Here is a 26530-nt window from a genome sequence, read left to right as displayed (position 1 = left end):
CGGTGGGCTTCGGCGGCAGGTCGGGCGGGATCCCGGACGGCGCGGCACCGGCCGGATGGGCCGGGCCGCCGGTTCCGACGGTGGAGGACACGGTGGCGCTCCTGGGCATGAGGGGGCGACTACCCGGCGTCGCGGGCGTACTCGCGCTCGCGCGTCACGGGCTTCTTCCCGAGGACTCGTGCCCGGCTTCTTCAAGCGACGGTCCCGGTGGCACCCGGTGAGGGTGCGGGGCGGCCCGACGTCTCGCCGTGGCCGCTTCATGGGGTTCTTACCCGATATACGACATTTGATTCCGGTCTTCTGTGACAGGTTCCGTCACCGGGAGTGGTCGGCCCGGTGACGGACCGCAGACCGACCGCCGCGGCGTTTCGGCTCCGCCCGCCCGGCAAGACGCCCGCCATGACTCCACGCGCCCGCTCGAAGCCGCGCACCGTGGTGATCACCGGCGCCAGCGCCGGCGTCGGCCGGGCCTGCGTCCGGGCCTTCGCCACCGGCGGCGACCGCCTCGTGCTGGTCGCCCGCGGGCGGGCCGGACTGCACGCGGCCGCCGCCGAGGCGCAGGCGGCCGGCTCGCCGGTGCGCGTCGTCCTGGCCGACGTCGCCGACCCGGCGGCCTGCGAGGTCGCGGCGGCCCGGGCCGAGGCGGAGTTCGGCCCGGTCGACGTCTGGGTCAACGACGCCTTCGTCTCGGTCTTCGCGCCGTTCACCGAGATCGGGCCGGAGGAGTTCCGCCGCGTCACCGAGGTCACCTACCTGGGCTACGTCAACGCCACCCGGGCCGCGCTGACCCGGATGCTCCCGCGCGACCACGGCACGATCGTCCAGGTCGGTTCGGCGATCGCCTACCGGGGCATCCCGCTGCAGACCGCCTACAGCGGCGCCAAGCACGCCCTGCAGGGCTGGCACGAGGCGCTGCGCTGCGAACTGCTGGCCCGCGGCTCGCACGTGCGGGTGACGATGGTGCAGCTGCCCGCGGTCAACACCCCGCAGTTCGACTGGGTCCTCAGCCGGCTGCGCGGCCGGGCCCGGCCCGTCCCGCCCGTGCACCAACCCGAACTGGCCGCCCGCGCGGTGCGGTACGCGGCCGACCACCCCGGTCGGCGCGAGTACTGGGTGGGCGCGAGCACCGCCGCCACGCTGCTCGCCAACGCCGTCGCGCCCGGTCTGCTGGACCGATACCTCGCACGCACCGCGCTCGACGCCCAGCAGGAGGACCGGCCGCCCCGCGGGCCCGACACGGCCAACCTGTGGGCGCCGGCCGACGACACCGAGGACCACGGGGCGCACGGCCGCTTCGACGCCGAGGCCCGCGAACACAGCGCGCAGCTGTGGGCCTCCCAGCACCACGGACTGCTCACGGCCGGCGCGGCCGGCCTGCTGGGCGCGGCGGCCGGCGTGCTCGTCCGGGGACGGTGACCGGCGATGGCCTGCCCGAACACCCTGCCGATGGTGCCCACCTTCGGGGTGGAGGAGGAGTTCCTGCTGGTCGACCGGCACACCCGGCTGCCCGTCGAGCGAGCGCCGCAGGTCATCGCGGACGCCGCGGCCGTCCTCGGCGACCAGGTCCAGGCCGAGTTCTTCCCCGTGCAGATCGAGGTGTGCACCCGCCCCGCCGAGCGGCTCGACGAGCTGCGCGCCGACCTCGTCCGGCTGCGCTCGGTGGTCGCCGCGGCGGCGGCCGGCGCGGACTGCCTGCTGGTGGCCTCCGGCACGCCGGTGCTCGCCGGCCCCGGACCGGGCCGGGTCACGGACGACCCGCGCTACCGGCGGATGGCGGCCCGCTACGCGGGCGTGCTGGACGGGTACGACGGCGCGCTCTGCGGCTGCCACGTGCACCTGGGCACGGACGGCCGCCGGCAGGCACTCGCCCTCGGCAACCACCTGCGGCCGTGGCTGCCGGTGGTCCAGGCGCTCGCCGTCAACTCCCCGTTCGCGACGGGCCGTGACAGCGGCTTCTCCAGCTGGCGCACCGTCCAGTGGGCGCGCTGGCCCACCGTCGGACCGGCCCCGGTCCTGGACGAGGAGCAGTACGAGGCGCTGGCGGACGCCCTGGTGGACTGCGGCGTCCTGCTCGACCGCCGGATGATCTACTGGTACGCCCGGCCCTCCGAGCACGTCCCGACGCTGGAGGTGCGGATCGCCGACGTCAACGCCGACCTGGAGACCGTGCTGCTGCTGGCCGCGCTGCTGCGCGGGCTGGCCACCGTCCTGCTCGGCGAGATCCGGGACGGCCGGGCCGCGCCCGCGTTCCCGTCCGGTCTGCTCGGCGCCGCGCACTGGCAGGCCGCCCGCAGCGGCCTGTCCGGCACCGGCGTCGATCCGCGCACCGGCCGGCGCGCCCCGATGCGCGCCCTGGCCGAGGGACTGCTCGAACGGGCCGCCCCCGGACTGGCCGCGGCCGGTGACCTGGCGGCCGCGGAGTCCGCCCTCACCCGCCTCCGCCGCCTCGGCACCGGCGCCGCCCGCCAGCGGCGCGCCTTCCGCCGGCACGGGCACCTCGCGGCCGTGGTGGACGACCTCGCCGAGCTCACCGTGGCCGTGCCGTGACGCCCACCTCGCGGCCGTCGTCGACGAACCCACCGCGCTCACCGTGCCGTGCCGTGACGCTCACCTCCTGGGCGGACCGCTCACCGCCCGGCCCGCGCCGGGCAGATGATCGCAGCAGTCGGCGCCGCGTTCCGGCGAACGGGTGATCCGGAACGGGGATCGCGCGCCGGGCGGCGTTGCGCGCGGGACGCGGCCGCCGCCCGGACGGTACACCTGGGGCCGCCCACCGCGGTGGCGGGCGAGGTCGTGGTCGACGAGGGGGTGAGGCGGTTGCGCACCGCGGTCGAACTCCTGCTCTGGTGGGGGCTGTTGCTGCTGCTGAACATCGTCCTGATCAGCTCGGTGACCCCGTTGGAGGTCGCGGTCGGCGGCGGCATCGCGCTCCTCGGGGCGATCGGCGCCGTCATCGTCCGGCGCGCGTCCGGCGCGGCCTGGGGCGGTGCCGCCCGCTGGGCGCACGCGCTCTGGGCGTTCCCCTCGACGCTGCTCGCCGACACCGGGCGGCTGGTGCTCGCCGTCCTGTCGCCCCGGCACCGGGACGGCGGGTTCCGCACGGTGCGGCTCGACCCCGGAACCGGTCCGGCCTGGGCGGCCGCGCTGTTCTCGGCGACCCCCGGCGCCTACGTGGTCGAGGCCGAGGGCGGCACGCTGACCGTGCACGCGCTCGGCGACCAGGTCTCCTCGCTGGAGCGCGCGTTGACCGGCGGCACCCGGTGAACGCCTGGCTGCTCGCGGCGGCCGTCCTCGCCGCCGGCGGGCTCGGCCCGTGCCTGCTGCTCGGGCTGCGCGGCGAACCGCGGCAGCGCCTCGCCGGGCTGAACCTCGCCGCGACGGTGACCGCCGCCGTCCTGCTGCTGCTCGCCCAGGGCTTCGGCCGCCCCTCGTACACCGATCTCGCGCTCGACCTCGCCGTGCTCGCCCCCGCCGGCACGCTGGTCTTCACCCGCTTCCTGGCCGGACAGGACCACTGATGGACCGTCACCTCCTCGCCCTGGCCCTGCTCTGCGCGGGCACCGCAGCCCTGCTGCTCGCAGCCGTCGCCCTCGCCGTCCTCCCCGGCCCCTACCTGCGGCTGCACGCCCTCTCCCCCGCGGCCACCCTGGGCGCGCCCCTGGTCGCGCTCGCCCTCGCCGTGGACACCGGACCGGGCCGGGCCGCCGTCAAGCTGCTGGTCATCGGCCTGCTCCTGGCAGCCGGCGGCACCATCACCACGATGGCCGTCGCCCGCACCACCGTCCGCGCCCGACCGGAGGCCGAGCGATGACCGACGCCCTGATCGTGATCGACCTGCTGCTCACCGCGGTCAGCGCCACCGCCGCCGCGCTCACCCGGGACCCGGTCCGGCAGGCCGCCGTGCTCGCCCTGCTCGGGCTCTGCCTCGCCGTCCTCTTCACCGTGCTCCAGGCCCCCGACGTCGCGCTCTCCCAGCTCGGGGTGGGCAGCGCGATCACCCCGCTGCTGATCCTGCTCACCGTCCGCCGGGTGCGCCGCGCCGAGCGTCCCGACGACCACCCGGACCGGCAGGAGTGACCCGGACCGCCCGGCTGCGGCTGTTCCTGACCGCCGCCGCCGTCCTCGCGGCCGGGCTGATCGCCGCCGCCGACCGGCTGCCCGCCTTCGGCGGCCCCCGGCACCCCTACGGCGACCGGGCGGTGGCGGCCGGACTGGCCCGCCGGACGGCCAACATCGTCTCCTCCGTCAACTTCGACCAGCGCGCCTTCGACACGCTCGGCGAGGAGTCGATCCTGTTCGGCTCGGTGCTCGGCGCGGGCATGCTGCTGCGCCCGGCCCGGGACGAACGCAAGCGCCGCCCGGTCGCCGAACCCGTGCTGCCGAGCACCCGGCTCTTCGGCGCCACCCTCCTGCCGGTCACCGTACTGACCGGCGGATACCTCGTCGCCCACGGCCAGTTGAGCCCCGGCGGCGGCTTCCAGGGCGGCGTCGCGATGGCCACCGCCCTGCACCTGGCCTACGTCGCCGCCGACTACCTGGTCCTCAAGCGGATCCGCCCGCTGGCCGTCCTCGACGTGGCGGACGCGCTGGCCGCCGGGGCCTTCGCCGCGCTCGGGCTCGTCGGCATCGCCGCCGGTGTCGGCTACCTCGCCAACACCCTGCCGCTCGGGACCTTCAACCAGCTCTCCTCCGGCGGCCTGGTGCCGGTGCTCAACGCCGTCGTCGGCGTCGAGGTCGGCTCCGGCGTCGTCGTCCTGCTCGCGCACTTCCTCGACCAGGCGGTGGAAGTCGTCCCGCGCGGGAGGGGCCAGTGAGTGAGCGGAGCGAGCGAACCGTCGAGAGGTGCGCGTTTCGCGAGGGGGATGCATGAGCGTCCTGCCCTACCTGGTCGCCGGGTGGATCCTGCTCGCCGGGCTGTACGGGCTCGTCACCAGCCGCAACCTGGTGCAGGCGGTCGGCTGCCTGGCCGTCGCCCAGTCCTCGACCTACGTGCTGCTGCTCGCCGTCGGCTACCGCCGCGGCGCCACCGCCCCGGTCTACTCCGACCTGCCGCCCGGCTCCCCGGTGGTCGACCCGGTGGTCCAGGCGCTGGCGCTCACCGACATCGTGGTCGGCGCGACCGTCACCGCGCTGCTCCTCGCCCTGGTCATCCAACTGCGCAAACGGCACGGCACGGTCGACCCGGAGGCGCTCACCGGGCTGCGGGGGTGACGGCCCCCGGTGACCGCCTCCGACCTGCTGCCCCTCGCCGTCGCCGTCCCGCTGCTGGGCGCCGCCGTCCTCGCCGTCGCCGGCCGGTGGCTGCCCCGGACCGGCCGCGACGCGCTAGCCACCGCGTGGGCCGCCGCCGACGTCGCCTGCCTGGCGCTGCTCTGGACGCGGACGGCGCCCGAGGGCCGGACCGTGTCGTGGCTCGGCGGCTGGGTGCCGCACGACGGCCACAGCGTCGGCATCGTGCTGGTCGCCGACCGGCTCGGCGTCGGCCTGGCCCTGCTCGCCGCCGCCCTGGTGCTGGCCGTGCTCTGCTACGCCTGGCGGTACTTCGACGAGCCCTCCGGCGAGCACGGCGGGATGTTCCCCGCCCTGCTGCTGCTCTTCGAGGCCGGCATGTGCGGATTCGCCCTCACCGGCGACCTCTTCGACGCCTTCGTGTTCTTCGAACTCATGGGCGCCGTCGCCTACGCGCTCACCGGCTACCGGATCGAGGACCCGCGCCCGCTGCACGGCGCGCTCGCCTTCGGCCTCGTCAACTCGGCCGCCGCCTACCTCTCGCTGCTCGGCATCGGCCTGCTCTACGCCCGCACCGGGGAGCTCGGCCTCGCCCAGCTCGGGGCCGGACTCGACCGCCTCGCCGCACCCGGGCACGGCCCCGACGCCCTGCTGGTCGTCGCGTTCGTCCTGGTGCTGGCCGGCCCGCTGGTGAAGGCGGCCACGGCACCGTTCCACTTCTGGCTGCCCGACGCGCACGCCGTCGCCCCCAGCCCGGTGTGCATGCTGCTCTCCGGGGTGATGGTCGAGCTCGGCGTCTACGGCGTGGCACGGATCCAGCGGGTGGTGTTCGGCGGCGCGGGCGGGCTGCCGGACACCGTCGTCCGGCACACCCTGGTGGCCGCCGGCGTGCTCACCGCCCTGGTCGGCGCCGTGATGTGCTGGCAGCAACGGCACCTCAAACGGATGCTCGCGTTCTCCACGGTCGGGCACGTCGGCCTCTTCCTGGTCGGCATCGCGGTGCTCACCCCCGACGGCCTGGCCGGCACCGCGGTGTACGTCGCCGGGCACGCGGGCGCCAAGGCCGCCCTGTTCGGCCTCACCGGCGTCCTGCTCGACCGGTACGGCTCGGTGGACGAGCACGGACTGCACGGCCGGGCCCGCGAACTCCGGCTGCCCGGGCTGCTGTTCCTCCTGGGCGGGCTGGCCCTGGCCGGGCTGCCGCCGTTCGGCACCGGGCTCGGCAAGGCCGTCACCGAGGAGGCCGCCGCGCGCGAACTCGGCTGGCCGCCGGTGGTGTTCGTCCTGGTGTCCGCGCTCACCGGCGGGGCGGTGCTGCGCGCGGGCCTGCGGGTGTTCGGCGGCGCGGGCCTGCCACCGGCCGAACACCCCGAGGTGGCCGCGACCACCGGCGAGGGCGAGGAGCCCGAGATCCGCGCACCCGGCCGCCGGCTGCCCGCGCCGATGCTGGTCGTGCCCGGACTGCTGCTCGCCGCCTGCCTGGCCGTCGGCGTCCTGCCCGCCGTCGGCCGGTCCCTCGCCGCGGGCGCGGCGGCCTTCACCGACCGCGACGGCTACCTCGCCGACGTCCTCGGGAACCGGCCGGGGGTGCCCGCCGCCCCCGCGCCGGAGGCCTGGTGGACCCCGGCCGGAGTCGGGCTCGGCCTGCTCTCCGCCCTGCTGGCCGCCGCGGTCGCGACCGCGGCCGTCCGCCGTGACCCCCGCCGCGGCCCCGGCCGGCTGTACCGGACCACCGTGCTGCCGCTGCGCCGGCTGCACTCCGGGCTGCTCGGCGACTACGTGGCCTGGCTGGCCGTCGGCCTCGCGGCCCTGCTGGTCGCCATCGCGGCGCAGCTGTGAGCGCTCCACCGGGCGGTTGGTCCCTGGTCCGGCCGCCCGGGGGGCCGCGGGCGCGTCCGGCCCGCGCGGAGCGGCCCGGGCCTTCCGTCGCCGCCCCCTCCCGCCCCGCCGGATGCCCCGCCCCGCGGGCCCGTGACGTCCTGGCCGGGGCGGCTCAGGCGCCGTTCACGAGGTTCCGGGCGACGCGTTTGCGGGCGGTGGGGCCGCAGGCCAGGTGGAGGGCGTCCTCGACCAGCCTGACCTGGTCGCGGACGGCCCGTGCCCAGGCCTGTTCCCGGAGGTAGGCGTCGATGGTCTCGGCGTCGTCGGGGCGTCGCGGTGCGCCGACCAGCGCCGTGCGGAGGGCCTTCAGGCCCGCCTGCAGGGCGACCACCTGGGTGTCGAGGTGGAGCCTGAGCATGGAGGCCAGCTCCAGCGGGTTGCGGTGGAAGACCTGCTCGTGGCGCCAGCGCGCCGGGGCCAGGTCGAACAGCCAGTCCTTCGCCGACTGTTCGAAGTCCGCGGCACCCGGCCGGCGGACCGCGCCGGGCCACCGGACGGACGGGCGCCCCGCGGGCCGCGGCCGGGGCCCTTCGTCGGATGCGGATGTCGTGATGACGTTCATGGTTCATCGCCCCTGCTGCCCTGGGGCAAGGCCCCCTGGTCACCCTGGTTCCCCGGCGCCCACCGGCGCTTCGGGTGCGATGAGTCTCAGACGTGGGTTTTCTCCTGTCAAGCGCCGCTCGCGCCCCTGGCGGGGTGGGGTCCGGGGTGCTCAGCCGGTGCCGATCCGGCGGCCGGTGACCTCGTCCACCCGCACCCGCACCCACAGCGGCCGGGCGCCGCCGACCCACGGGGTGGCGCCCGGCAGCAGCGACAACCGCTCCTCCTCGTCGGGGTCGACGACGTGGTGGGCCTCGCCGAGCAGGAGCACGCTCCAGCCCTGGCTCAGGTGGTCGTCGATGCGGTCCACCTGGAACGAGACCGGCGATCCGTCGGACGGGGCGGCGGCGCCCCGCGCGGCCGTGCGGTAGACGATCGCCCCGTCGTCCACGGCGTAGTTGACCGGGTGGACGGCCGGCCCCGGCTGGACCGGCAGGCCGATCCGGCCGACCCCGTGCGTACCGATCAGCTTCCAGCACTCGGACTCGGTCAGGTGCAGCAGCAGCGGCCGCGGCCCGGGGCCGGACTGGCCCGGCGGCGCGTCGGCGCGGCCTTCCAGCAGCTCGGGCCAGGACGTCCGGAGCGCGGCCGCGATCCGCGTGAACCCGGCCGGGTCGAAGCCCGGGCCGGCCTCCAGCAGGTGCCTGAGGTAGCGGGGCGCCATGGCCGCCTGGTAGGCGAGCATCTGGTCGGTCAGGCCGAGTTGGTCGCGGCGCTCGGCGACCCGGCGGGCGACGGCGGCGGGGTCGGCCCGGCGGACGGCTTCGAGGTCGGGGGTGTGCTCCACGATGCGGCTCCTCGCTCGCCGGCGCCCGTCACGGACACGTCCGGACGAGCGCGACCGCGACGGGGGCCGTCCTTCCCCGGCGTCGGCGACCCCGACGTTCCGGTCCCCGCCTTCCAGCCTCCCCGCCGCGGACGGCTCCGGCCAGGGCCTGCCGGACCTCCGTCCTGGGCCGGTGGGCCCTGACGGCGCGGGCTCGCGCCCGGGGCGCCGGGACGGACCGGGCACGTCCAGGGTCCGTCCCCGGCGTCGCCCCGCAGGCGGGAGGTCGACGACAGACCCTAGGCTGGTCGGTGGCGCGTCGGGAGAGCCGCGGAGGTCCCTTTGGGCAGCGAGTCGGAGAGTCCCGCCCCCGTGCCGAAGCTGCGCCTGGACGAGTTGCTGGACGAGCTCCAGGCCCGGCTGGACGCGGCCCGGGGCACCCGCGACCGGGTGCACAGCCTGCTGGAGGCGGTGCTGGCGGTCGGGCGTGACCTCGAACTGGCCCAGGCGCTGCGGCACATCGTGGAGGCGGCGGTCACCCTGGTGGACGCCGAGTACGGCGCGCTGGGCGTGATCGGCGAGGACCAGCGGCTGACCCAGTTCATCCCCGTCGGCCTCACCGACGAGCAGGTCGCGCGGATCGGCGCGCTGCCCGCCGGACACGGCGTGCTGGGCGAGCTGATCCGCCACCCCGAGCCGCTGCGGCTGGCCCGGATCTCCGACCACCCCGGCTCCTACGGCTTCCCGGCCAACCACCCGCCGATGCGGACCTTCCTCGGGGTGCCGATCCGGATCCGCGGCAGGGTGTTCGGCAACCTCTACCTCACCGAGAAGCGGGGCGGCGGCGAGTTCGACGCCGAGGACGAGGCGGTCCTAGCCACGCTCGCCGTCGCCGCCGGCGTGGCGATCGACAACGCCCGGCTCTACGCCCGGGCCCGGCAGCGGCAGCGCTGGCTGGAGGCGAGCGCCGAGGTCACCAGCAGCCTGCTCTCCGGGAGCGCCGAGCAACAGGTGCTGGACCTCCTGCTCGCCCGGGCCACCGAGATCGCCGGCGCGGACCTCGCCGTCGTCGCCCTGCCGCTGCCGGACAGCGGCGACCTGGAGGTGCGGACCGCCGTCGGCCTCGGCGCGCGGCAGCACCGCGGCCTGGTGCTGCCGGTCGAGGGGTCGTTCGTCGGCGCCGCCGTCCGCACCGGCGGGCTCGTGGTGAGCCCCGACGTCCGGAAGGACCCGAGGATCACCGCCGGTCCCCCGCGCTGGGAGGGCCTCGGTCCGGCGATCGCCGTCCCGATCGGCACCGCGGAGCGCGGGGTGCGCGGCGTGCTGATGCTGGCCCGGGCCTGCGGCGCCCCGCTGTTCGACGAGGACGAGTCCGGCCCGCTGCTGGGCTTCGCCGGCCAGGCGGCGGTGGCGATGGAGCTCGCCGAACGCCGCCGGGACTCCGAGCAGGTCGCCCTGCTGCGGGAACGCGACCGGATCGCCCGCGACCTGCACGACCTGGCCATCCAGCGGCTCTTCGCCACCGGCATGACCCTCCAGGGCGCCGCCCGCTTCATCGAGCACCCCGAGGCCGCCGAGCGCGTCATGCGGGCCGTCGACGACCTGGACGAGACCGCGAAGACGATCCGCGCCACCATCTTCGGGCTGCGCCTGCGCGAGCGGGGCCCCGCCGCGACCGGCCTGCGCTCCCGGGTGGTCGAGGTGGTCGGGCGGGCCGCGCGGACCCTCGGTTTCACCCCCGGCCTGCGGATGACCGGCCTGCTCGACGTCACCGTGCCCGCCGAGATCGCGGACGCCGCCGTGGCCGTCCTGGAGGAGGCCCTCTCCAACGCCGCCCGCCACGCCGGCGCGAGCGCCGTCGACGTCTCCGTCGCCGCCGCGGCCGGGCTGACGCTCACGGTGACCGACGACGGGGTCGGCCTCCCCGAGGGCGGCCGCCGCAGCGGGCTCGCCAACCTGGCCGACCGCGCCGCCGCCCTGGGCGGCACCTTCACCGCCCGTCGCCGGTCCGAGGGCGGCACCGAACTGACCTGGCAGGTCCCCCTGCCGAAGGCCTGACCCCGTCGAAGGCCTGCCCCACCGAAGGCCTGCTCTTCCGAAGGCCCGCCCTTCCGAAGGCCGACCCGCCGAGGGCCTGCCGCGCGCCGAGGTTCCTCGCCTTCGGGTTCCGTCACGTCGCTCCGGGTTCCATCACGTCGGTGGCCGCCAGACGGGGGGTGGGGGCGCCCTCGGGGCCGTAGCCGAGGCGGATCAGCATCTGGACGTGTCCGGGGTGTTCATGGGGCTCCCGGGCGGCCCAGCGCAGGTGGGGCCACTCCATCGCCTGGTGCAGCAGGGAGGCGCGCACCAAGTGGACGGTGGCGGCGAGCAGGACGTGTTCCAGGGCGAGTCCGGCGCGCAGCCAGTCGGCCGGGGTGTCGTGCCGGGTGGCGAGGACGGCGATGCAGGGCTCGGGTTCGAAGGCGGCGGGAGCCTGGTGTTCGGCGGACCGGATCGCGGCGAAGTCCCGCATGGGCAGTCGGCCGGCCCGGTCCTGCGGGCCGAGCGCGCTGGCCGGGATGCCGTACGCCGGGACGCCGCCGGTGCGGATCCAGCCGCGGCTCTCGTCCCGCTGGGCCTGGTCGGTGGTGTTGCGGCGCTCGGCCTCGGCGGTGAGGTGCAGCAACCGGGAGGTCTCCTCGGGGCCGGGCAGGTGGAGTTCGGCGTCCTCGCCCCGGGCGGCCGCGGCGAGTTCGTCGAGGACGGCCCGCGGGACGCTCTCCCCGGTGAACGGCGTGCGGATGCTGTGGCGGTGCCAGATCGCCTCGTACAACCGGTCGGTGCCCGGCGCCCTGGCGGGAGCGGGGGCGTCCAGGCGCACGGTGGCGAACAGGTCCGGTTCGGCCGGGTCGGGCAGCAGGCGCACCTCCGGGGCCCAGCCCAGGTGGCGGGCGGCGACGCGCAGGTTGAGCACGGCGGCGCCGACGGAGACGTGCAGCGCCCGCCCCTGCGGGTCGGCGGCGGGGACGGCGCGGGTCCGGTCGGCGCGGACCTCCAGGGTCGAGGTGTCGGGCTGCAGCCGGAAGCGCCAGGGCTGGCTGTTGTGGATCGAGGGTGCGGCGACCGCCGCGGAGACGAGCTTCTCCAGGGTGGCGGCGTCGAGCGCGAGGGTGGGCATGACCGTCTCCTCGGCCGTGGCGGCGGGTGGACCACCTCCACCGTGCGGCCGGGGTGCGCCGCGGCGCTTGGGCCGTTCGGCTCATTCTCCGGGCCCACCCGGGCACCGCCGCCTCAGCGGGGGTGCGGGTGGTGCTGCTCCGCGGCGGCCGCGGCGGCCTCGGCGGCGAGGACGGCGGCCTGGAGGCGGCGCTCGACGCCGAGCTTGGCGAGCAGGCGCGAGACGTGGTTCTTGACGGTCTTCTCGGCGAGGTAGAGCTCCTCGCCGATCTGCCGGTTCGTCTTGCCCTCGCCCACCAGGGCCAGGATCTCCCGCTCGCGGGGCGTGAGCCCGGCGAGCGCGGTGTCGGTGGCGCTCTCCTCGTGGTGGCGCAGGCTCTCCATCAGCCGCCGGGTGGTCGCCGGGTCGAGCATGGACTGGCCCGAGGCCACCGTGCGCACCGCGCTGACCAGGTCGGCGCCCTTGACCTGCTTCAGCACGTACCCGGCCGCGCCCGCCATGATCGCGTCCAGCAGAGCGTCGTCGTCGTCGAACGAGGTCAGCATCAGACAGGCCAGCCCGGGCAGCCGGTCGCGCAGCTCCCGGCAGACGCTCACGCCGTCACCGTCCGGCAGCCGCACGTCGAGCACGGCGACGTCGGGGCGCAGCGCCGGCACCCGGGCGAGGGCCTGGGCACAGGTGCCGGCCTCCCCGACGACCTTGATGTCCGGCTCGGCCTCCAGCAGGTCGCGGACACCCCGCCGGACCACCTCGTGGTCGTCCAGCAGGAACACCCGCACCGTTCGGTCGGACGTGCCGGGCCGGGATGTGTCCATGGCCTGCTCCCTCGGTGTGCGCGGACCGGGCGTGCACGGATCGGGCGCGCGCGGGCCGGACGTGCGCGGGCCGGGCGCGCGGACGGTGGCACCACCGATTCTGCGCCGCCACACCGCCTGCCGCCCGCCGCACCGCAGTGCGCAGTGCCGCAGTGCCACGGTGCCGCAGCCGGGCCCGGGTAGGTCACCGCGCGGACCTCACGCTACCGGGCGCCCGGGTACGCGGAGGCGAGGAGGGGTCGCACCGCCTCCGCGTACGGGGCGCGGCGTTCTCGGCGCTGTTCACCCGAGGATCTTGGCCTTGGCGCGCTCGTACTCCGCGTCGGAGAGCTTGCCGCTGTTGTGCAGCTCGGCGAGCGTGGCCAGCCCCTCGGCGGCGGACGGGGCCGCGGGGCCGCCGGCGGCGGCGTCGCGCACGTAGGAGCGGAACTCCGCGTCGCGCTGCTTCGCCTCGGTCATTTCGCGTTCGCCCATGCCCTTGCCGCGGGCGATGAGGTAGACGAAGACCCCGAGGAACGGGAGGAAGACGACGAAGACGGACCAGCCGGCCTTGGCCCAGCCGCTCAGCGAATCGTCCCTGAACAGGTCGGCGAGGATCCGGAAGAGCAGCATGAACCAGAGGATCCAGAGGAAGATCAGGCAGGTGGTCCAGAAGATGTTCAGCACGGGGTAGTCGGCTGCGAGGTTCACGGAGTTGTGCATGGCCGTCGCCTGCTTTCGGGTTGAGGGGTGGAGCGGGCTGTGGGTGGTGGGGACGGTGGGTGGAGGGGGCTGGGGGATGGCTGGGGAATCGGCCGGTGCCCGGTCAGGGCGTGTCGGTGCGCTCCGGCGGTCCGTCGGCCGGTTTGCCGACCCGTCCGGTGGCGGCGAGCAGCGCCAGGACGGCGAGCACCGCGAGGAGGATCAGGACGAGCAGCAGCACGGTCAGGACCGTGGGGTGGTTCCAGAGCGCGAAGACCAGGGCCAGGATCAGGACCGCGGCGAGGATGAGCCAGCGGCGGTGGGCCTGGGTCCAGGTGCCGGCCCGGCCGGTGTGCACCCCGTGCGCGTCGCCCCAGCGGGCGACGGAGTCGGCCACGTGGTCCGCCCCGCCCTGCACGGCGCGCGGGAACCGCCCGGCACCGGAGAGGTAGGCGCCGAGCGCCACCACGATGCCCAGCACGATCGCCGTGCGCAGGCTGATCCGCAGGAAGTGCAGCAGCGTGTCGAAGACCGCGGCGGCGGCCGCCTCGGACTGGACGGCGGGCGGCAGGTGGTCGAGGTAGTAGCGGCGCGCGATCACCAGGGCGATCGCCACCACCAGGCAGCCGCCGGCCGCGCCGAGCATCGTCGTCACCAGGGCCCGCCGCCTGCGCCGCGCCAGCAGTACGCCGGCCACGCCGAGGAGGACGGTGATGATCGGCATCCAGTTGCCGATGACGTCCAGGGCGTGCGCGGCGCCGCGGATCTTCTGCAGCTTGTCCGACTTGAACAGCACCAGCTGCTTGTTCACCTCGGGGATCTTGTCCGCCGGGGAGACACCGGCGGCCACCAGGTCCTCCTTCAGCTTGTCGACGGCCTTCCCGACGTCGAGGGTCACCGTCCCGCCGGAGACGTCCACCGCGCCCTTGCCGTGGCCGGTGAGCACCTGGACCACGGCCTGGTGGGCGGCGCGGTTCCCCTCGGTCCACGCCGTCGCGAACGCGTCGCTGTGCACGACCTTGGTGGCGGCCTTGTTGACCACCTGGTCCACCGCGTCGTCGAGCTTGGGCCCGAGCGACTTGACCGCCCCGGCGGCCTTCGGCGGCAGCCCCTGGGACTGCAGCCAGGCGGCCAGCTCCGAGGTGACCTCGGTGCCGTCCACCTTCACGTCCACCGCGTGGGTGATCCGGTTGACGGCGGCGTCCTGGATCGCCGGGTTGGTCGCCAGCGGGGACATCGTGGCGACGTACTGGTCGGTGTCCAGCGCGATGTCGTGCACCCAGACGGTGAGCAGCGAAACGGGTACCAGGATGCAGGTCAGCGTGATCAGCACGGCCGAGACGGTGCTCATGGCGATCCGTCCGGCCCGCGAGGGGCGCCTGGCCCCGGCGGACGCCCTGCTGCCCTTCGGCCCGCCGTCCGGTGGCCCGCCCTCGGGCGGCCCGTTCTCCGGCGGCTCGGGCGGAGGAGGCGCGGGTGGCCCGTTCATCAGCTCTCCCAGCGGTCGGTGCGCGGCGGAAGCGCCGCTGACCACCATTCCCGCGTGACGCCGCACTCCCGGCACCCCGGAGTGGGCCGTCCGGGCTACGCGGCGTCAGCCGTTCCGGAACCCGCCCCGCGTCGACCGGACGGTGGCAGAGTTACCCCCATGTGCGGCCGATTCGTCTCCACCACGACACCCCAGGACCTCGTCCAGCTGCTCGGGGTGACCAGCTGGACCCCGGTCGAGACCCTCGCCCCGAGCTGGAACGTGGCCCCCACCGACCCGGTGTGGTCGGTGCTGGAGCGCGTGGACCGCGAGACCGGCGAGCTCACCCGCCGGCTCCGCCCGCTCCGCTGGGGGCTCGTCCCCTCCTGGGCGAAGGACCCGAACGGCGGCGCGCGGATGATCAACGCCCGGGCCGAGACGGTGCACCAGAAGCCCGCGTTCCGCTCGGCGTTCGCCAAGCGCCGCTGCGTCCTGCCCGCGGACGGCTACTACGAGTGGGTCCAGGTGCCCGCCGGCGACGGCCGCAAGGCGTACAAGCAGCCGTACTACCTCCACCCCCGCTCGGGCGGGCCGCTGCTGATGGCCGGGCTGTACGAGTTCTGGCGCGACGACTCCGTCCCCGAGGACGACCCGGCGGCGTGGCTGGCGACGGCCGCCGTCATCACCACCGACGCGACCGACGCCGCGGGCCGGGTCCACGACCGGATGCCGCTCACCATCGGCCCGGACGACCTGGACGCCTGGCTCGACCCCGAGCACACCGACCCGGCCGGGCTGCGGCGGCTGCTGCACACCCCGAGCGGCGGCGAGCTCGCGGTGCGGCCGGTCTCCACCGCCGTGAACAGCGTCCGCAACAACGGCGCCGCCCTGCTGGACGCCGTTCCGGACCCGCTCGGCCACGGCGACGAGGTGCCCGGCTGACGGGACGACTCGGCTCACCGGCCGACCGGGTGGCCCGGCGGGGGCGCGGCCGTCACGATGAAGGGGACGCCGCCGTCCCGGTGGCGCGCCGACCCGCCCGAGCCGGACACCGGGGCGTCGGACCCGGTGCGCGGGGCCCCGGTGTGCGGGGAGCGTCACGGGGAGCGCGCGGAGAGGACGCCCGATGGACATCGCGTGGGACCTGCTCGTCTCGGGGCCGGCCGATGCGCGGCAGACCGCGCTGCTGCTCCCCGGCGGGCTCAACGCCGCCCGGTCGTACCGGGAGCTGATGGCGGAGCCCGCGCTCGCCGGGACCAGGCTGGTCGCCGCGACCCTGCCCGGGCACGCCGGAACGCCGCCGCCGGAGGACTTCACGGTCGCCACCCTGGCCCGGCACACCGCCCGGCTGGTCGACGAGCAGTCCTGCGACGTGGTGGTCGGGTTCAGCATGGGCGCCACCGTCGCGCTCGAAATGGTCGCGACCGGCGCGTTCGCCGGTCCGGCCGTGCTGGTGGGCATCAGCATGTCGCCGCCGGACGAACCCGCGTTCTTCCGCGCCGTCTGCCGGCTCGGCGACGTCCTCGGCTCGCTCCCCTCCGCCGCGCTGCTGAAACTCGTGGGGCCGTTCTCGAAGGGCATGCGGGTACCGCCCGAACGCCGGGCCGAGCTGCTCGCCGACCTGCGGCGCAACGATCCGCACGTGATGCGCGGCATCCTCCACGGCTACCTGTCCTACCTCAACGCGCAGGAGCGGCCGGCCGCGCGCCTGTGCGCGGCCGGCGTGCCGGTCTGGGTGGTGCACGCCGAGAAGGGCGACGGCGCGCTCACCGCCGACGAGCGGAGCACCCTGGAGGCCTGCCCGCACGCGACCGTCGTGACGATCCCCGGCACCAGCTTCTTCCTCCCCAACGAGGAGCCGCAGCGGATCGCGGAGGTCACGGTCGAGGCGCTGGCGGCCGCCGGGCCCCGCTAGGGTGTCCGGCGTCACCGCGGGTAGCCGGCCAGCGCGCCGGAGGCCCCTGGCGCTTCCGCCGCCGACGCGGCGCGGATGGCGGAGGTGATGTCGGCGGCCCAGTCGGCGGGGTGGTGGTCGCCGAGCAGCTCGGCGAGCCGTTCCAGCCGCCGGTGACGCTCCTCCGGCGGCAGGGTCAGCGCCCGGTCCAGGGTGTCGACCAGGTCGGCGGGCGAGCGCGGGTCGGTCAGCAGTGCGGCGCCGCCGAGCTGGGCGGCGGCCCCGGCGTGGCGGGATAGCACCAGCACGCCGGACTGTCCGACGGCGCGCTGGGCGGCGATGAACTCCTTCGCGGTGAGGTTCATCCCGTCCTGCAGGGACGTCACCCAGAACACGTCGGCGGCGAGGTAGTGGTCGACCACCTCGGGGAACGGCAGGCTGTGCGGCAGGTACTCGACCGGCCGCCAACCGCCCTTCCCCCAGGCGTCGTTGACCTCGGCGACCCGGCGTTCCAGGGCATGCCGGGTGGCGTCGTACGAGGTGATGCCGGGTTCGGGCGGCGGGCAGACCAGGCGGAACCGCAGCCGGCCGCGCAGCTCGGGCCGGCGGGCGAGCAGGGCGGCGACGGCCTCGACCTTCTGCACGGGGGCCTTGGCGTAGTCGAGGCGTTCGACCGAGAGCACCAAGGGGCCTCCGCCCGCCGCCGTCAGCGCCCCGGCGCGCCGGGGCCGGCGGGCCCGGGCCAGCGCGGTGACGGCGTCGCGGTCGATGCCGAGCGGATGCACGCCGACGCGCGGCAGCGCGCCCGGCGTGCCGGCCAGCACCCGCCGGAACTGCTCGGCGAAGGTCTCGGTGTGGAAGCCGGCCCAGTGCAGGCGGCTCAGCGAGGCGCGGACCTCCGCGGCGGTGGGCAGCGCCGCGAAGACGTCCGGTGCGGGGAAGGGCGTGTGGTGGAACAGGCCGATCCGCAGGTCGGGCCGGAGCGGGCGGAGCAGCCCGGGGACGAGCCACAGGTTGTAGTCGTGCAGCCAGACGGTGGCGCCCGGCGCGGCGTGGTCGGCGATGTGCTCGGCGAACCGCGCGTTCACCTCGCGGTAGCGGGTCCAGGTGTCCGGGTCGAAGCGCAGCCGCCGGGGCTGGGACATCAGGACCGGCCAGAGCGTCTCCTTGCAGGCGCGGTGGAAGTAGGCGGTCCACTCGGCGGGGCTCAGCCGGACGAAGGAGAGCGGCAGGCCGGTGCCGTGCCCCTCCAGCCGGGCCGGGCGCGGGTGCGGGCCGAGCACGGCGGCGGTGGCCCAGACGGCCTGCGGGTTGGCGGCGAGCAGGCTGCGCAGGGTGGGCAGGATGCCGTTGGGGCTCGCGGGCGGCCGCCAGCCGCCAGGGCCCGGCTGGACCGGTGGTCGGTGGTAGCCGACCACCAGCGGGTGGTCGCGTTCCACCCAGCCGAGCTCCTGCAGGGCGGTCAGGATGCCGGCGGCGCCGGGCCGGTCGGGCCGGTGCACGGTGGCGTCCTCGGGGACGGCGGCGAGCAGGGCGGGCTCGGCGTTGCCGACGATGACACCGTGCGCCCCGAGCCCGTACAGCGACAGGTCGTTGAGCGAGTCGCCGGCGACCAGGACGGAGTCCATCGGCCAGTGCTGGTCGGCGGCGAGGGCGGCCAGCGCACCGCCCTTGCTGGCACCGGGCGGCAGCACGTCGAAGTAGCGGTCCGCCGAGTACAGCCAGGTGCATCCCAACGCGGCGACGGCGTCGGTGAGTTCGGGCGTCAGGTGGTCGGGGTCCAGGTGGAACGAGCAGCGGCCGTCCTGGACCACCCCGTGCTGGTAGGCCAGCCCGGGGAAGCGGCGTAACGCGGCCCGGACCCGTTCCGCTCCCGGCCAGCCGGCCCGCAGCCGGCGTTGGAGGCCGGCGACCGGGGACTGGTCGGTGCCGTCGATCACGCTGGCCCCGACGTCGGCGATGATCCAGCGCGGTCTGGGCACCAGCCGGTCCCGCAGGACTTCGCGGACGGAGGACAGCGCGCGGCCGGTCGCGAAGACCACGGTCACCTCGGGGTGCCGGGCGAGTGCGGCGTGCAGTCGGCGGCGGTCGGCGCGGTCGCCGCCCAGCAGGGTGCCGTCGAGGTCGGTGACCAGGACGCGGTCGGGGCGCACCGGCCGGGGCGGCGCGGCCGCCGTGGCCGGTACCGTGCTCCGCCCGTTCGTCTCCGGTTCCGCCATGCTGCCGCCCCCTCGCCGATGGACACGTGAAGGTGCGCCCCGACCGGCGGGCCGGGGCGCACGTCAGATCAGGATCATCGGACGCTAACACGAACCCATCACCGAGTGAATTGGGCGTGCCACGGCGGGCGACGCCCGGGTTCGCGCGCCGCCGACGCGCTGGTGGTGCGCCCCGCCGGCTGCCGCGCGCCGGGCGCGCGGGCCTGCGGACGCGGACCTGCGGACCTGCGGACGCGCGGACGTGTGGACGCACGGGCCTGCGGGTGCGCGGACGTGCTCCTGCCGGCGGTCGTACGGTCGGCGTCAGCGGTGCGGCACGCGGGCGAGCCACTCCCGCAGCCCGGCGGCGTCCGGGGCGCGACTGGAGCCCGGGCCGGTGGTGGCCGCGGCGCCGCAGGCGACGGCGACGGCGAGGCAGTCGGGCAGCTCCCGTCCACCCAGCCGGGCGTGCACGAAACCGGCGTTGAAGCAGTCCCCCGCGCCGGTGGTGTCCACGGCCTCGGCCGGTGCGGCCGCCACGTCGTGGCGCTTGCCGTCCCGGACGGCACAGGCCCCGTCGGCGCCGCGCTTGACGACCACCGTGCGGGCGAGCCCGCCCAGCCGGTCCAGCGCCTCGTCGACCGTGCCGGCCCCGGTCAGCCGCAGCGCCTCGTCGGCGTTGGGTGCGAACACGTCGACCTCGGCGAGGACTTCGCGCACCGTGGGGGTGTCCAGGGTGCCGGGCGTGTCCTGGCAGTCCATGAACACCTCGGTGCCGAGCCGGCGGGCCAGCCGCAGCGCGGCCAGCACCTCGGCGCCGTAGCGGAGTTGGGGAAGGAGCAGCACCGCGGGGCGGTACTCGCGCAGCAGCGCGGCGAGCGGCCGGCCGTCCACCGGGTCCTGATAGCTGACCATGGCCCGGTCGCCGGGGGTGGAGAGGGAGACCGTCACGCTGCGCAGCGGGCCGGGGTGATGGCGGAAGGCGGCCTCGTCCAGCCCCTCCGCCCGGGCCGCGGCCAGGACCTGACCGCTGAACAGGTCGGCCCCGAAGTCGGTGGACCAGACGACGTCGCGGCCCAGGCGGTGCAGCGCCATCGCCGGGGTGTAGGCCCCGCCGGGCAGCAGGTCGAGCGCCTCCGCGAACACCTCCGTCCCGGCCCGGACCGGCCGGTCCAGCTCCCGGAAGACCAGGTCGGCGAAGTAGGCGCCGACCACCAGCACCTCCCGGCGCCGCGCCCTCCCCCGGTCCGCCCGCCCCGGCCCGTTCCGCTCCGCGCCGCGCCCGTCAGCCATCCGCCCGTCACCCTCCCGCCGTTGACCGTCAACCGCTGATCCACCTCTCCCCGGGCCGGCGGCATCCGAAGCACCGGCGGTCGGTTCACGACGGGGCCGCGGCGTTCGATGACCGATCGTCCCGAGGCCGGCCCCGGCTCAGCGGAAGGCGGCGGCGTTGCGTGCGGCCCAGGCGGCGAAGGTGCCGGGAGCCCGGCCGAGGACGCGTTCGACGTCGGGGCTCACCTGCCGCTCCTCCGCGGTCGGTTCGCCCAGGATGGCCAGCGTCCCCTCGACCACGGGCAGCGGCATGAAGCGGGCCATCAGCTCGTGCGCCTGCTCGCGGGTCTGCTCGGTGAACCGGACGGGTTCGCCGAGCGCGGCCGCGATCGCCGCGGCCCGCTCGCGCGGGGTCGTCGGGGCGGGGCCGGTCAGGGTGTAGGTGGCGCCGAGGTGGTCGTGCTCGCGCAGGGCGGCCGCCGCGACCGCGGCGACGTCCTCGGGGTCGACGAAGGGCAGTCCGACGTCGCCGAACGGCGCCTCGGCCGCGCGCCGGGTTCGGACCGACTCGGCCCAGGCCAGGGCGTTGGTGGCCATCCCGCCCGAGCGCAGCACCGTCCAGTCGAGCCCGGACCCGCGGACGGCCTCCTCGAACCGGACCGGGTGCCCGTACACCTCCGGGCGGGTCCCGGCGCCCTGCGAGGAGAGCAGCACCACCCGGCGGACGCCGGCCCGCTTCGCCTCGTCCAGGACGCCGTCCGGATCCTCCCCCGCCACCAGCAGGAACACGGCCTCCGCCCCCTCGAACGCGGCCCGCAGCCCGGTCGGTTCGGCCAGGTCGGCGGCGACCGCGCGGACACCCGGCGGCAGGTCGGCGCCGGTGACGCGCCGGGCCACCGCGGTCACCGGGCCCCCCGCCTCGGTGAGCATCCGGACCAGCGCCCGCCCGACGTTCCCGGTCGCACCCGTCACCACGATCATTTCGGTCTCCCCTGTCGAAAGTCGCGAGTAAGTCAGTTGGCCGACTCACTCCGTTGGGTCGAAACCGTAGCAGCCCCGATCGTCATCGGTCTACAGTTAGTCGGGTGACTGACTCAATGGATTCCCGGACCGCCACGGCACCGGCCGCGGACGCCCCGACGGCCCCGGACGCCCCGGCCGCCGGCGGGGCCGCGAAGACCACCAAGGCCGCGAGGACCGCCGACAAGCGCCGCCGGCTCACCGCCGCCGCCGCGCAGGTCCTGCACGAGCAGGGCGTCGAGCGGACCACCATCGCCGACATCGCCCGCGCCGCCGATGTGCCGACCGGCAACGTGTACTACTACTTCAAGACCAAGGACGACCTGGTCAGGGCCGCTCTCACCGAGCACACCACGTACCTGGAGACCCTCACCGGCGAACTCGACCGGCTCCCCGACCCGCGCGAGCGCCTCAAGGCCCTGGTGGCCACCTGGGTCGGCCGGCGGGACGTCACCGCCCGCTACGGCTGCCCCACCGGCACGCTCGCCGCCGAGCTCGACAAGCGGGACGAGGGCGGCCTCGACGAGGCGGCGGGCCTGGTCATCCGCCGGCTGCTGCGGTGGGTCGAGGAGCAGTACCGGCAGCTGGACGTGGCCGATCCCGGCGGCCTCGCGGTGGCCCTCGTCGGCGCCTACCAGGGGATGTCCCTGCTCTCCAACGCCCTGCGCGACCCCGAGATCATGACCCGCGAGGGCGCTCGGCTGACCGCGTGGATCGACGCCACGGCCTGACGCGCCGACCGGACGCGACGACCTGACGCCGCCCGCCCGGGCGCCCCGGCGGCGGAGGTGGCCGCGCCCGCCGCTACCGCGCGCCCAGGCGGGCGGCGGCCGCGTCCAGCAGCAGCTCCAGGGCGAACGGGTACCCGCTGCCGCGCATGTCGGCCGCCAGCAGGTGGGCGGTCGCGGCGATGTGCGGGTGGGTGGCGGCGGGCAGCTTCGCGTAGCTCGCCTGCCAGACGGCCAGGTCGGCCGCCTGCGCCGCCGGCGGCAGCGCCAGCGCGGCCGCGTCCTGGGCGGCGAAGGCGAGGGCCTGGTCCACGAAGGCGTGGTAGATCCGGACCGCCTCCGCGTCCGGGAAGCCGGCCCGGCGCAGCACGCCGAGGATCGCCTCCACGGCCCGGGTCTCGTTCTCCCGGCCGGTGGTGCGGTGCGCGGCCAGCATCGCCGCCTGGGGGTGCGCCTGGTACGCGGCGTGGATGCGCAGGCCGATCGCCCGCAGGTCGGCCTGCCAGTCGCCGGTGGCCTGCCAGCCGTGCTGGGCGCGTCCGATCAGCTCGTCGGCGACGGCCAGCAGCAGGTCGTCGGTGTTGCGGAAGTAGCGGTAGAGGGAGCTGGGGTCGGCGCCGAGCGCGGCGCCGAGCCGGCGCACCGAGAGGGCACCCGCGCCGTGCTGGCCGATCAGCTTGAGGGCCGTCTCCACGATGACCTGCTCGGAGAGCACCGTGCCCTGCTTGGTCGGCCTCCTGCGCCGCCGCTGCGACTCCGGCACCACGCGTTCGCTCATGGCACGGAGCCTATGACAACGGCGTTGGCCCTTGCAGGCTCCGGGCGGCGGCGGTTCTTTCTCGCCGGCCGCCGGCATCGCTTCCCCCGGGGCGTCGCCGGCGGCCGGCGCCGATCAGGGCAGCAGGCGCTCCACGGCACGGGCGCCGTACTTGGCGAGGTCCTGGCGGGCCTTCTCGACCAGCGCGGGGGTGACGTCGCGGCCCGAGGCCATCACCAGGTCCTCGGGGTCGACGGGGTGTTCGGCGCCGGTGTGGAGCAGACGGTCCGGCGTGGGCATGGAGTCGTTGTCACTGATCCTGGACACGAAGTACCTCCGGGGGCGTGGGCCGACCTGCCACCGGGTGGGCGACAGGCCCTCCCTTCGAGTGTGGACCCATTCTGCCTCAGCCTTCGGCCGGACGGGCTCCCGAGCGCCCGGTCTCTCCTGGAAACGGGCCCGGTTCAGCCGCGGCCCGCGTTGCCGTCGGCGGCGATGGCCGCCAGCCCGTTCTCGGTCGGGCCGTAGAGCCGGCCGCCGCCGGCCCAGTAGGGCACGGGGGTGGCGGAGCTGCCGTTGGGCTTGAATTCGAAGGTCCAGCGGGGGGATCCGGTGCCGGGGTCGAGGGCCCAGACCGTGCCGTGGATCCAGATGTAGAGGGTGTCGTCCGAAAGGTGCGCCGCGGTGTCCTGGAGCACCCCCATGGGGAGGGAGCCGGACCAGCGGGCGGCACCGGTCTTGGCGTCGAGGGCCTGGACGACGGTACGGGCCTTGGCGTAGTGCGTCCCGAGGGCGTAGACGGTGGCGCCGTCGGGAGAGGCCACCGCCGCCTGGACGGCCCACTCCCCGGCCGATCGCCACGCCACCCTGCCGTCGGCCGGATCGACCGCGTAGAGCCGGTCGGCGAGGTAGAGGAAGTTGCCGGCGGCCGAGCAGTGCTGGCCGTCGAAGAAGAACGGCAGACTGGGGATCAGGCCGCCACTGCCGGGGGCCAGTTGCTGCCAGAGGCTCCTCCCGCCGTCGGCGGCGTCGAGCGCCTCCAACCGCCCCGTCTTCTTGTACGTGTTGAGGTCGGTGGCGTAGGTCTCCCAGAGCAGACGGGTGCCCGAGGAGGGGAGGTACAGCCTGGTGGTTTCGAGCAGTTGGCGCGGTTGGACGGTCTGCCAGCGGATCCGGCGGGCGGCCGGCTCGACCGCCCACACGAAGCTGGCCGTGTAGAGGGCCGGGGCCTTGGGGTCGGCCTGGGGGAAGGTGCCGGAGGCCTCCCCGTGGACGTAGACGACGTCGCCGAGCGCCCCGATGACCGAGGCGGAGCGGGTGATCCGCAGGTCCGGCCGGGTGAGGGTCCAGGCCACCGTTCCGGTGGCGAGGTCGACGGCCTTGAAGACGTACGCCAGGTCGTCGGGGCCGCCGTACCCCATGACGTAGGCCGTGCCCCCGGCGACGGCCACCGGGCAGTCGCCGGTGCCGAGCCCGGAGGGGGAGGTGTGGTTGACGAGCGGTCCCCAGCGGGGCCCGCCGTCGCGGTCGAGTGCCCAGACGCTCTTCATCCCGGCGGCGACGACGGTGTCGCCTTCGCCCGTCACCCGGACCAACGGCTCGGCGAGCGGTTTCGTCCAGAGCGGGGTCGCCACCACGTTCGTCTCCAGCGAGCGGGTGTAGTCGGTCGGGTCCGCCGTCGGGCCGGACCGGGGCCCGGCGGCGCCCCCGGGCGTCTTCTCGCCGCCGGTCCGGCTGACGAGCAGCGCCGTGCCGGCGCCGGCCAGCGCGACCGTCCCGCCGGCCAGTCCGAGCAGCAGCCCGCGGCGGCTCGGGCGGCGCGCCGGCGGGGGCGGCGGCACCGGGCCGAGCCGCAGGGTGGGCTGACCGACGGGCACCGCGGCCGACGCGTCGAGCGGCTGCGGGCCGGTCGGCCCGGTGGGCGGGGCCGGTGGGACGGGCGCACCGGGGGCGGCCCGCGGGGCGAGCACCGCCGCCGTCTCCTCGATCGCGGCGACCAGCACCGGGTGCAGCCACGTCCCCGGGACGAGCGGCCCGACCCCCTGGGAGGCGGCGAGCTGCTGCGGCGTCGGGCGGTCGCCCGGGGCCTTGGCCAGGCAGGCCGCCACCAGCAGCCGCACCCCGGCGGGCACCGCCGACAGGTCCGGCTCCTCCCCCACCACCTTCCGCAGGACCTCCAGCAGGTGCCCGCCGTCGAACGGCCCGGTCCCACCCGTGGCCGCGTAGACCAGGGTCGAGCCGAGCGAGAACACGTCGCTCGGCGGGCCCGCCCGCTCGCCCGTCGCCTGCTCGGGGGACATGAACGCGGGCGTGCCGAAGACCGCCCCCTCGGCGGTCAGCACGGTGCCGTCGGCGGCCCGGGCGATGCCGAAGTCGATGATGTGCGGCCCGTCCAGGGCCAGCAGCACGTTGCTCGGCTTGAGGTCCCGGTGGGTCAGCCCGACGGCGTGGATGTTCTTCAGCTCCTCGGCGATGCCCGCCGTGAGGATGCGCAGGACGTGCTCGGGGAACGGGCCGACCAGCCGGACCGCCTCGTCCAGCGCGACGCCCGGCACGAAGGCGGTGGCCATCCAGGGGACGGGCGCGTCGGGGTCGGCGTCCACCACCGGGGCGGTGAAGGCGGAGGACGCCGCGCGGGCCGCCGACACCTCGGCCCGGAACCGCGCGCGGAACCGCGGGTCGCCGGCCAGCTCGGGCCGGATCAGCTTGACCGCGACGGTCCGCCCGCCGGCCGAGCGGCCGAGGTAGACCGCCCCCATGCCGCCGGCGCCCAGCCTGCCGAGCAGGGCGTACGAGCCGATCCGGAGCGGGTCGCCGGGTTCGAGCCGGTGCATGCTCAGGCCCCCTTCGCGGGCACGGCGGTGATCGTCTGGGTGGTGGTGTCGGAGACGCAGAGCCGCCCGGCCCCGGCCGACCAGGCGAGCCTCACCGGGTCCTTGCCCTTCAGTCCCGAGTACTTCCAGCGCGGGGCCCCGTTCGCCGGGTCGAGGGCCCAGATCACGGCGTCCGCGCCCATCCGGTAGAGGTTGCCGTCGGCGTACAGGAGGCGGGCTCCGAGGTACTTGGCCTCCGGGGAGTCGGGCGGCAGCGGCGTGCGCCAGGCGTTCCGGCCGTTCGCCGGGTCCAGGGTGCCCACCGAGTACCCGCCGTCGGCGTCCTTCCAGAGGCAGTGGAGGAGCTTGCCGTCCTCACCGCCGGCGAAGCCGCCGCCGCGGATGGAGCCCCCGACGACTCCGTCCGCCGTCCACGCCGTGCTGCCCTTGTCGTCCGGGTTCAGCGCGGTCAGCTTGCCGTCCGCGTCGGGTGCCAGGAAGTGGCCGCCGGCGGCGGCGATGCCCAGGGCCGCGAGCTTGCGGGTCCAGACGACCGCGCCCGTCGCGTCGAGGACCTTCAGCTGGTCGAGGTTGGAGATCATCACGCGGTCGTCGTCCGGCAGCAGCGCGGACTGGACGAGCAGCGTGTCCTCGCCGTGGAACCAGGCGGTCCTGCGGGCGGCGAGGTCCACCGCCCACACGTGGGAGCCACCCGGGACCAGGCCGCGGTCCTGGCCGTCGCCGGACCCCAGGAAGTAGGCCTTGCCGGACCGGACGCCGGCGAACGACGTCACACCCGTGGCGTTCTTCTGGTCCCGGGTGAAGCGCCAGTCGACCCTCCCGTCGGCCGGGTCGAGGCTCAGCAGGTCGGTCTTCAGGCCCGCCCATTCCGCGACGACGAGCCGGCCGGCGTCCGTCCCGGCGACCGGTCGCGGGGTGTTCGGGTCGATCGCGAAGGCGCCGCCGTCCACCGTCCACTTGGTCCGGCCGGTGTCGTCGAGGCCCCAGATGTGCTGCACGGAGACGCACACCGTCACCCCGTCGACGGCGAGCACCTGCGGGGAGGGCGTCTGCTGGGTCGCCTGCCAACTCGGCTTCGCCTCGGGCACGTCGGCGCCGTTCGGGCGCACGACGGGGGACGGCGAGCCGCTCCCGCCGCCGGCCGTGGCGGTGCCGCGGCGGTCGCTCAGCAGGGCGATCGCGGTCGCGGCGCCCGCGGCCGCGACCACGCCGCCGCCGACGCCGAGCAGC

The 26530-nt window shown here is 76.0% G+C and carries 26 protein-coding genes; 13 read left to right on the top strand and 13 right to left on the bottom strand.

Features of this window, described 5'->3' with window-relative positions; genetic code table 11:
• Window positions 1-399: 399 nt before the first annotated feature.
• From ACFVHB_RS36895 to ACFVHB_RS36855, 9 genes are all read left to right on the top strand, one after another.
• Window positions 400-1416 (top strand): SDR family oxidoreductase, encoded by a 1017-nt coding sequence (locus ACFVHB_RS36895; protein WP_380331351.1) that lies wholly within the window; start codon window positions 400-402, stop codon window positions 1414-1416.
• Window positions 1417-1422: 6 nt separating this feature from the next.
• The gene (locus ACFVHB_RS36890) at window positions 1423-2547 is read left to right on the top strand and encodes a glutamate--cysteine ligase (RefSeq protein WP_380331348.1); all 1125 of its coding nucleotides are present in this window, start codon (window positions 1423-1425) and stop codon (window positions 2545-2547) included.
• A 270-nt stretch (window positions 2548-2817) separates the two neighbouring features.
• Window positions 2818-3264, top strand: coding sequence for a hypothetical protein (locus ACFVHB_RS36885; RefSeq protein WP_380331345.1), 447 nt, complete (start codon window positions 2818-2820; stop codon window positions 3262-3264).
• Window positions 3261-3518, top strand: coding sequence for a monovalent cation/H+ antiporter complex subunit F (locus ACFVHB_RS36880; RefSeq protein ID WP_380331342.1), 258 nt, complete (start codon window positions 3261-3263; stop codon window positions 3516-3518). The genes ACFVHB_RS36885 and ACFVHB_RS36880 overlap by 4 nt, the downstream gene beginning before the upstream one ends.
• Window positions 3518-3811: a cation:proton antiporter gene (locus ACFVHB_RS36875; RefSeq protein WP_380331339.1), complete on the top strand. Its 294-nt coding sequence runs from the start codon at window positions 3518-3520 to the stop codon at window positions 3809-3811. Before ACFVHB_RS36880 ends, ACFVHB_RS36875 begins: the two co-directional genes overlap by 1 nt.
• On the top strand, window positions 3808-4077 hold the full coding sequence (locus ACFVHB_RS36870) for a Na(+)/H(+) antiporter subunit B (RefSeq protein WP_380331336.1): 270 nt from the start codon (window positions 3808-3810) through the stop codon (window positions 4075-4077). Before ACFVHB_RS36875 ends, ACFVHB_RS36870 begins: the two co-directional genes overlap by 4 nt.
• Entirely contained in the window at window positions 4074-4814 is a 741-nt protein-coding gene (locus ACFVHB_RS36865; protein ID WP_380331333.1) for an MnhB domain-containing protein, read from the top strand. Before ACFVHB_RS36870 ends, ACFVHB_RS36865 begins: the two co-directional genes overlap by 4 nt.
• A gap of 52 nt (window positions 4815-4866) precedes the next feature.
• Window positions 4867-5211, top strand: coding sequence for a sodium:proton antiporter (locus ACFVHB_RS36860; RefSeq protein ID WP_380331330.1), 345 nt, complete (start codon window positions 4867-4869; stop codon window positions 5209-5211).
• A gap of 9 nt (window positions 5212-5220) precedes the next feature.
• Complete coding sequence (locus ACFVHB_RS36855) at window positions 5221-7068, top strand: complex I subunit 5 family protein (protein ID WP_380331327.1); 1848 nt, start codon at window positions 5221-5223, stop codon at window positions 7066-7068.
• 154 nt (window positions 7069-7222) lie between these two features.
• Here the strand turns inward: ACFVHB_RS36855 and ACFVHB_RS36850 are convergent, their stop codons facing one another.
• Complete coding sequence (locus tag ACFVHB_RS36850) at window positions 7223-7672, bottom strand: hypothetical protein (protein ID WP_380331325.1); 450 nt, start codon at window positions 7670-7672, stop codon at window positions 7223-7225.
• Window positions 7673-7822: 150 nt separating this feature from the next.
• The gene (locus tag ACFVHB_RS36845) at window positions 7823-8497 is read right to left on the bottom strand and encodes a pyridoxamine 5'-phosphate oxidase family protein (RefSeq protein ID WP_380331322.1); all 675 of its coding nucleotides are present in this window, start codon (window positions 8495-8497) and stop codon (window positions 7823-7825) included.
• A gap of 351 nt (window positions 8498-8848) precedes the next feature.
• Between ACFVHB_RS36845 and ACFVHB_RS36840 the strand changes: the two genes are divergently transcribed.
• Window positions 8849-10534 carry a GAF domain-containing protein gene (locus tag ACFVHB_RS36840; RefSeq protein ID WP_380331319.1) on the top strand — a complete coding sequence of 562 codons (1686 nt, stop codon included), beginning with the start codon at window positions 8849-8851 and terminating at the stop codon, window positions 10532-10534.
• Window positions 10535-10646: 112 nt separating this feature from the next.
• Here ACFVHB_RS36840 and ACFVHB_RS36835 read toward each other — a convergent pair whose 3' ends face one another.
• The 4 genes from ACFVHB_RS36835 to ACFVHB_RS36820 form a co-directional block, all read right to left on the bottom strand.
• Window positions 10647-11633 (bottom strand): Acg family FMN-binding oxidoreductase, encoded by a 987-nt coding sequence (locus tag ACFVHB_RS36835; protein WP_380331317.1) that lies wholly within the window; start codon window positions 11631-11633, stop codon window positions 10647-10649.
• A 113-nt stretch (window positions 11634-11746) separates the two neighbouring features.
• The gene (locus tag ACFVHB_RS36830; RefSeq protein WP_380331314.1) at window positions 11747-12448 is read right to left on the bottom strand and encodes a response regulator; all 702 of its coding nucleotides are present in this window, start codon (window positions 12446-12448) and stop codon (window positions 11747-11749) included.
• Between the two features lie 282 nt (window positions 12449-12730).
• Window positions 12731-13150 (bottom strand): SHOCT domain-containing protein, encoded by a 420-nt coding sequence (locus ACFVHB_RS36825; RefSeq protein ID WP_380331311.1) that lies wholly within the window; start codon window positions 13148-13150, stop codon window positions 12731-12733.
• 103 nt (window positions 13151-13253) lie between these two features.
• Window positions 13254-14480 carry a hypothetical protein gene (locus ACFVHB_RS36820; RefSeq protein WP_380331308.1) on the bottom strand — a complete coding sequence of 409 codons (1227 nt, stop codon included), beginning with the start codon at window positions 14478-14480 and terminating at the stop codon, window positions 13254-13256.
• A gap of 297 nt (window positions 14481-14777) precedes the next feature.
• On the opposite strand from ACFVHB_RS36820, the gene ACFVHB_RS36815 reads away from it, so the two are divergent.
• Window positions 14778-15539, top strand: coding sequence for an SOS response-associated peptidase (locus ACFVHB_RS36815; protein WP_380331305.1), 762 nt, complete (start codon window positions 14778-14780; stop codon window positions 15537-15539).
• A gap of 184 nt (window positions 15540-15723) precedes the next feature.
• On the top strand, window positions 15724-16512 hold the full coding sequence (locus ACFVHB_RS36810; protein ID WP_380331302.1) for an alpha/beta fold hydrolase: 789 nt from the start codon (window positions 15724-15726) through the stop codon (window positions 16510-16512).
• Window positions 16513-16523: 11 nt separating this feature from the next.
• On the opposite strand, the gene ACFVHB_RS36805 is transcribed toward ACFVHB_RS36810, so the two are convergent.
• The 3 genes from ACFVHB_RS36805 to ACFVHB_RS36795 all read right to left on the bottom strand — a co-directional run bounded on the left by ACFVHB_RS36805 (window position 16524) and on the right by ACFVHB_RS36795 (window position 20942).
• Window positions 16524-18710, bottom strand: a complete 2187-nt coding sequence (locus tag ACFVHB_RS36805) for a trehalose-6-phosphate synthase (protein ID WP_380331299.1) — start codon at window positions 18708-18710, stop codon at window positions 16524-16526.
• 303 nt (window positions 18711-19013) lie between these two features.
• On the bottom strand, window positions 19014-19982 hold the full coding sequence (locus ACFVHB_RS36800; RefSeq protein ID WP_380331296.1) for a carbohydrate kinase family protein: 969 nt from the start codon (window positions 19980-19982) through the stop codon (window positions 19014-19016).
• A 138-nt stretch (window positions 19983-20120) separates the two neighbouring features.
• Window positions 20121-20942, bottom strand: a complete 822-nt coding sequence (locus ACFVHB_RS36795; RefSeq protein WP_380331293.1) for an NAD(P)H-binding protein — start codon at window positions 20940-20942, stop codon at window positions 20121-20123.
• Window positions 20943-21046: 104 nt separating this feature from the next.
• On the opposite strand from ACFVHB_RS36795, the gene ACFVHB_RS36790 reads away from it, so the two are divergent.
• Complete coding sequence (locus ACFVHB_RS36790; protein WP_380331290.1) at window positions 21047-21712, top strand: TetR/AcrR family transcriptional regulator; 666 nt, start codon at window positions 21047-21049, stop codon at window positions 21710-21712.
• 73 nt (window positions 21713-21785) lie between these two features.
• Here the strand turns inward: ACFVHB_RS36790 and ACFVHB_RS36785 are convergent, their stop codons facing one another.
• From ACFVHB_RS36785 to ACFVHB_RS36770, 4 genes are all read right to left on the bottom strand, one after another.
• Complete coding sequence (locus ACFVHB_RS36785; protein ID WP_380331287.1) at window positions 21786-22487, bottom strand: TetR/AcrR family transcriptional regulator; 702 nt, start codon at window positions 22485-22487, stop codon at window positions 21786-21788.
• 114 nt (window positions 22488-22601) lie between these two features.
• Window positions 22602-22793: a hypothetical protein gene (locus ACFVHB_RS36780; RefSeq protein WP_380331285.1), complete on the bottom strand. Its 192-nt coding sequence runs from the start codon at window positions 22791-22793 to the stop codon at window positions 22602-22604.
• 137 nt (window positions 22794-22930) lie between these two features.
• Window positions 22931-25300: a PQQ-binding-like beta-propeller repeat protein gene (locus tag ACFVHB_RS36775; protein WP_380331282.1), complete on the bottom strand. Its 2370-nt coding sequence runs from the start codon at window positions 25298-25300 to the stop codon at window positions 22931-22933.
• Between the two features lie 2 nt (window positions 25301-25302).
• Window positions 25303-26530: PQQ-binding-like beta-propeller repeat protein (locus tag ACFVHB_RS36770; protein ID WP_380331279.1), on the bottom strand; the 1228-nt coding region annotated here is incomplete at its 5' end.

It is taken from the genome of Kitasatospora sp. NPDC127111 (genome assembly GCF_042677465.1).
In the GTDB taxonomy this organism is placed as follows: Bacteria; Actinomycetota; Actinomycetes; order Streptomycetales; family Streptomycetaceae; genus Kitasatospora.
This window is presented reverse-complemented; position numbering and strand designations above follow the sequence as displayed.

Excerpts from the sequence above, each read along its gene's own strand:
- ACFVHB_RS36895 (WP_380331351.1), top strand. The coding sequence starts at position 400 with ATGACTCCACGCGCCCGCTCGAAGCCGCGCACCGTGGTGATCACCGGC.
- ACFVHB_RS36890 (WP_380331348.1), top strand. The coding sequence starts at position 1,423 with ATGGCCTGCCCGAACACCCTGCCGATGGTGCCCACCTTCGGGGTGGAG.
- ACFVHB_RS36875 (WP_380331339.1), top strand. The coding sequence starts at position 3,518 with ATGGACCGTCACCTCCTCGCCCTGGCCCTGCTCTGCGCGGGCACCGCA.
- ACFVHB_RS36870 (WP_380331336.1), top strand. The coding sequence starts at position 3,808 with ATGACCGACGCCCTGATCGTGATCGACCTGCTGCTCACCGCGGTCAGC.
- ACFVHB_RS36860 (WP_380331330.1), top strand. The coding sequence starts at position 4,867 with ATGAGCGTCCTGCCCTACCTGGTCGCCGGGTGGATCCTGCTCGCCGGG.
- ACFVHB_RS36850 (WP_380331325.1), bottom strand. The coding sequence starts at position 7,672 with ATGAACGTCATCACGACATCCGCATCCGACGAAGGGCCCCGGCCGCGG.
- ACFVHB_RS36835 (WP_380331317.1), bottom strand. The coding sequence starts at position 11,633 with ATGCCCACCCTCGCGCTCGACGCCGCCACCCTGGAGAAGCTCGTCTCC.
- ACFVHB_RS36830 (WP_380331314.1), bottom strand. The coding sequence starts at position 12,448 with ATGGACACATCCCGGCCCGGCACGTCCGACCGAACGGTGCGGGTGTTC.
- ACFVHB_RS36825 (WP_380331311.1), bottom strand. The coding sequence starts at position 13,150 with ATGCACAACTCCGTGAACCTCGCAGCCGACTACCCCGTGCTGAACATC.
- ACFVHB_RS36820 (WP_380331308.1), bottom strand. The coding sequence starts at position 14,480 with ATGAGCACCGTCTCGGCCGTGCTGATCACGCTGACCTGCATCCTGGTA.
- ACFVHB_RS36815 (WP_380331305.1), top strand. The coding sequence starts at position 14,778 with ATGTGCGGCCGATTCGTCTCCACCACGACACCCCAGGACCTCGTCCAG.
- ACFVHB_RS36810 (WP_380331302.1), top strand. The coding sequence starts at position 15,724 with ATGGACATCGCGTGGGACCTGCTCGTCTCGGGGCCGGCCGATGCGCGG.
- ACFVHB_RS36805 (WP_380331299.1), bottom strand. The coding sequence starts at position 18,710 with ATGGCGGAACCGGAGACGAACGGGCGGAGCACGGTACCGGCCACGGCG.
- ACFVHB_RS36800 (WP_380331296.1), bottom strand. The coding sequence starts at position 19,982 with ATGGCTGACGGGCGCGGCGCGGAGCGGAACGGGCCGGGGCGGGCGGAC.
- ACFVHB_RS36795 (WP_380331293.1), bottom strand. The coding sequence starts at position 20,942 with ATGATCGTGGTGACGGGTGCGACCGGGAACGTCGGGCGGGCGCTGGTC.
- ACFVHB_RS36785 (WP_380331287.1), bottom strand. The coding sequence starts at position 22,487 with ATGAGCGAACGCGTGGTGCCGGAGTCGCAGCGGCGGCGCAGGAGGCCG.
- ACFVHB_RS36775 (WP_380331282.1), bottom strand. The coding sequence starts at position 25,300 with ATGCACCGGCTCGAACCCGGCGACCCGCTCCGGATCGGCTCGTACGCC.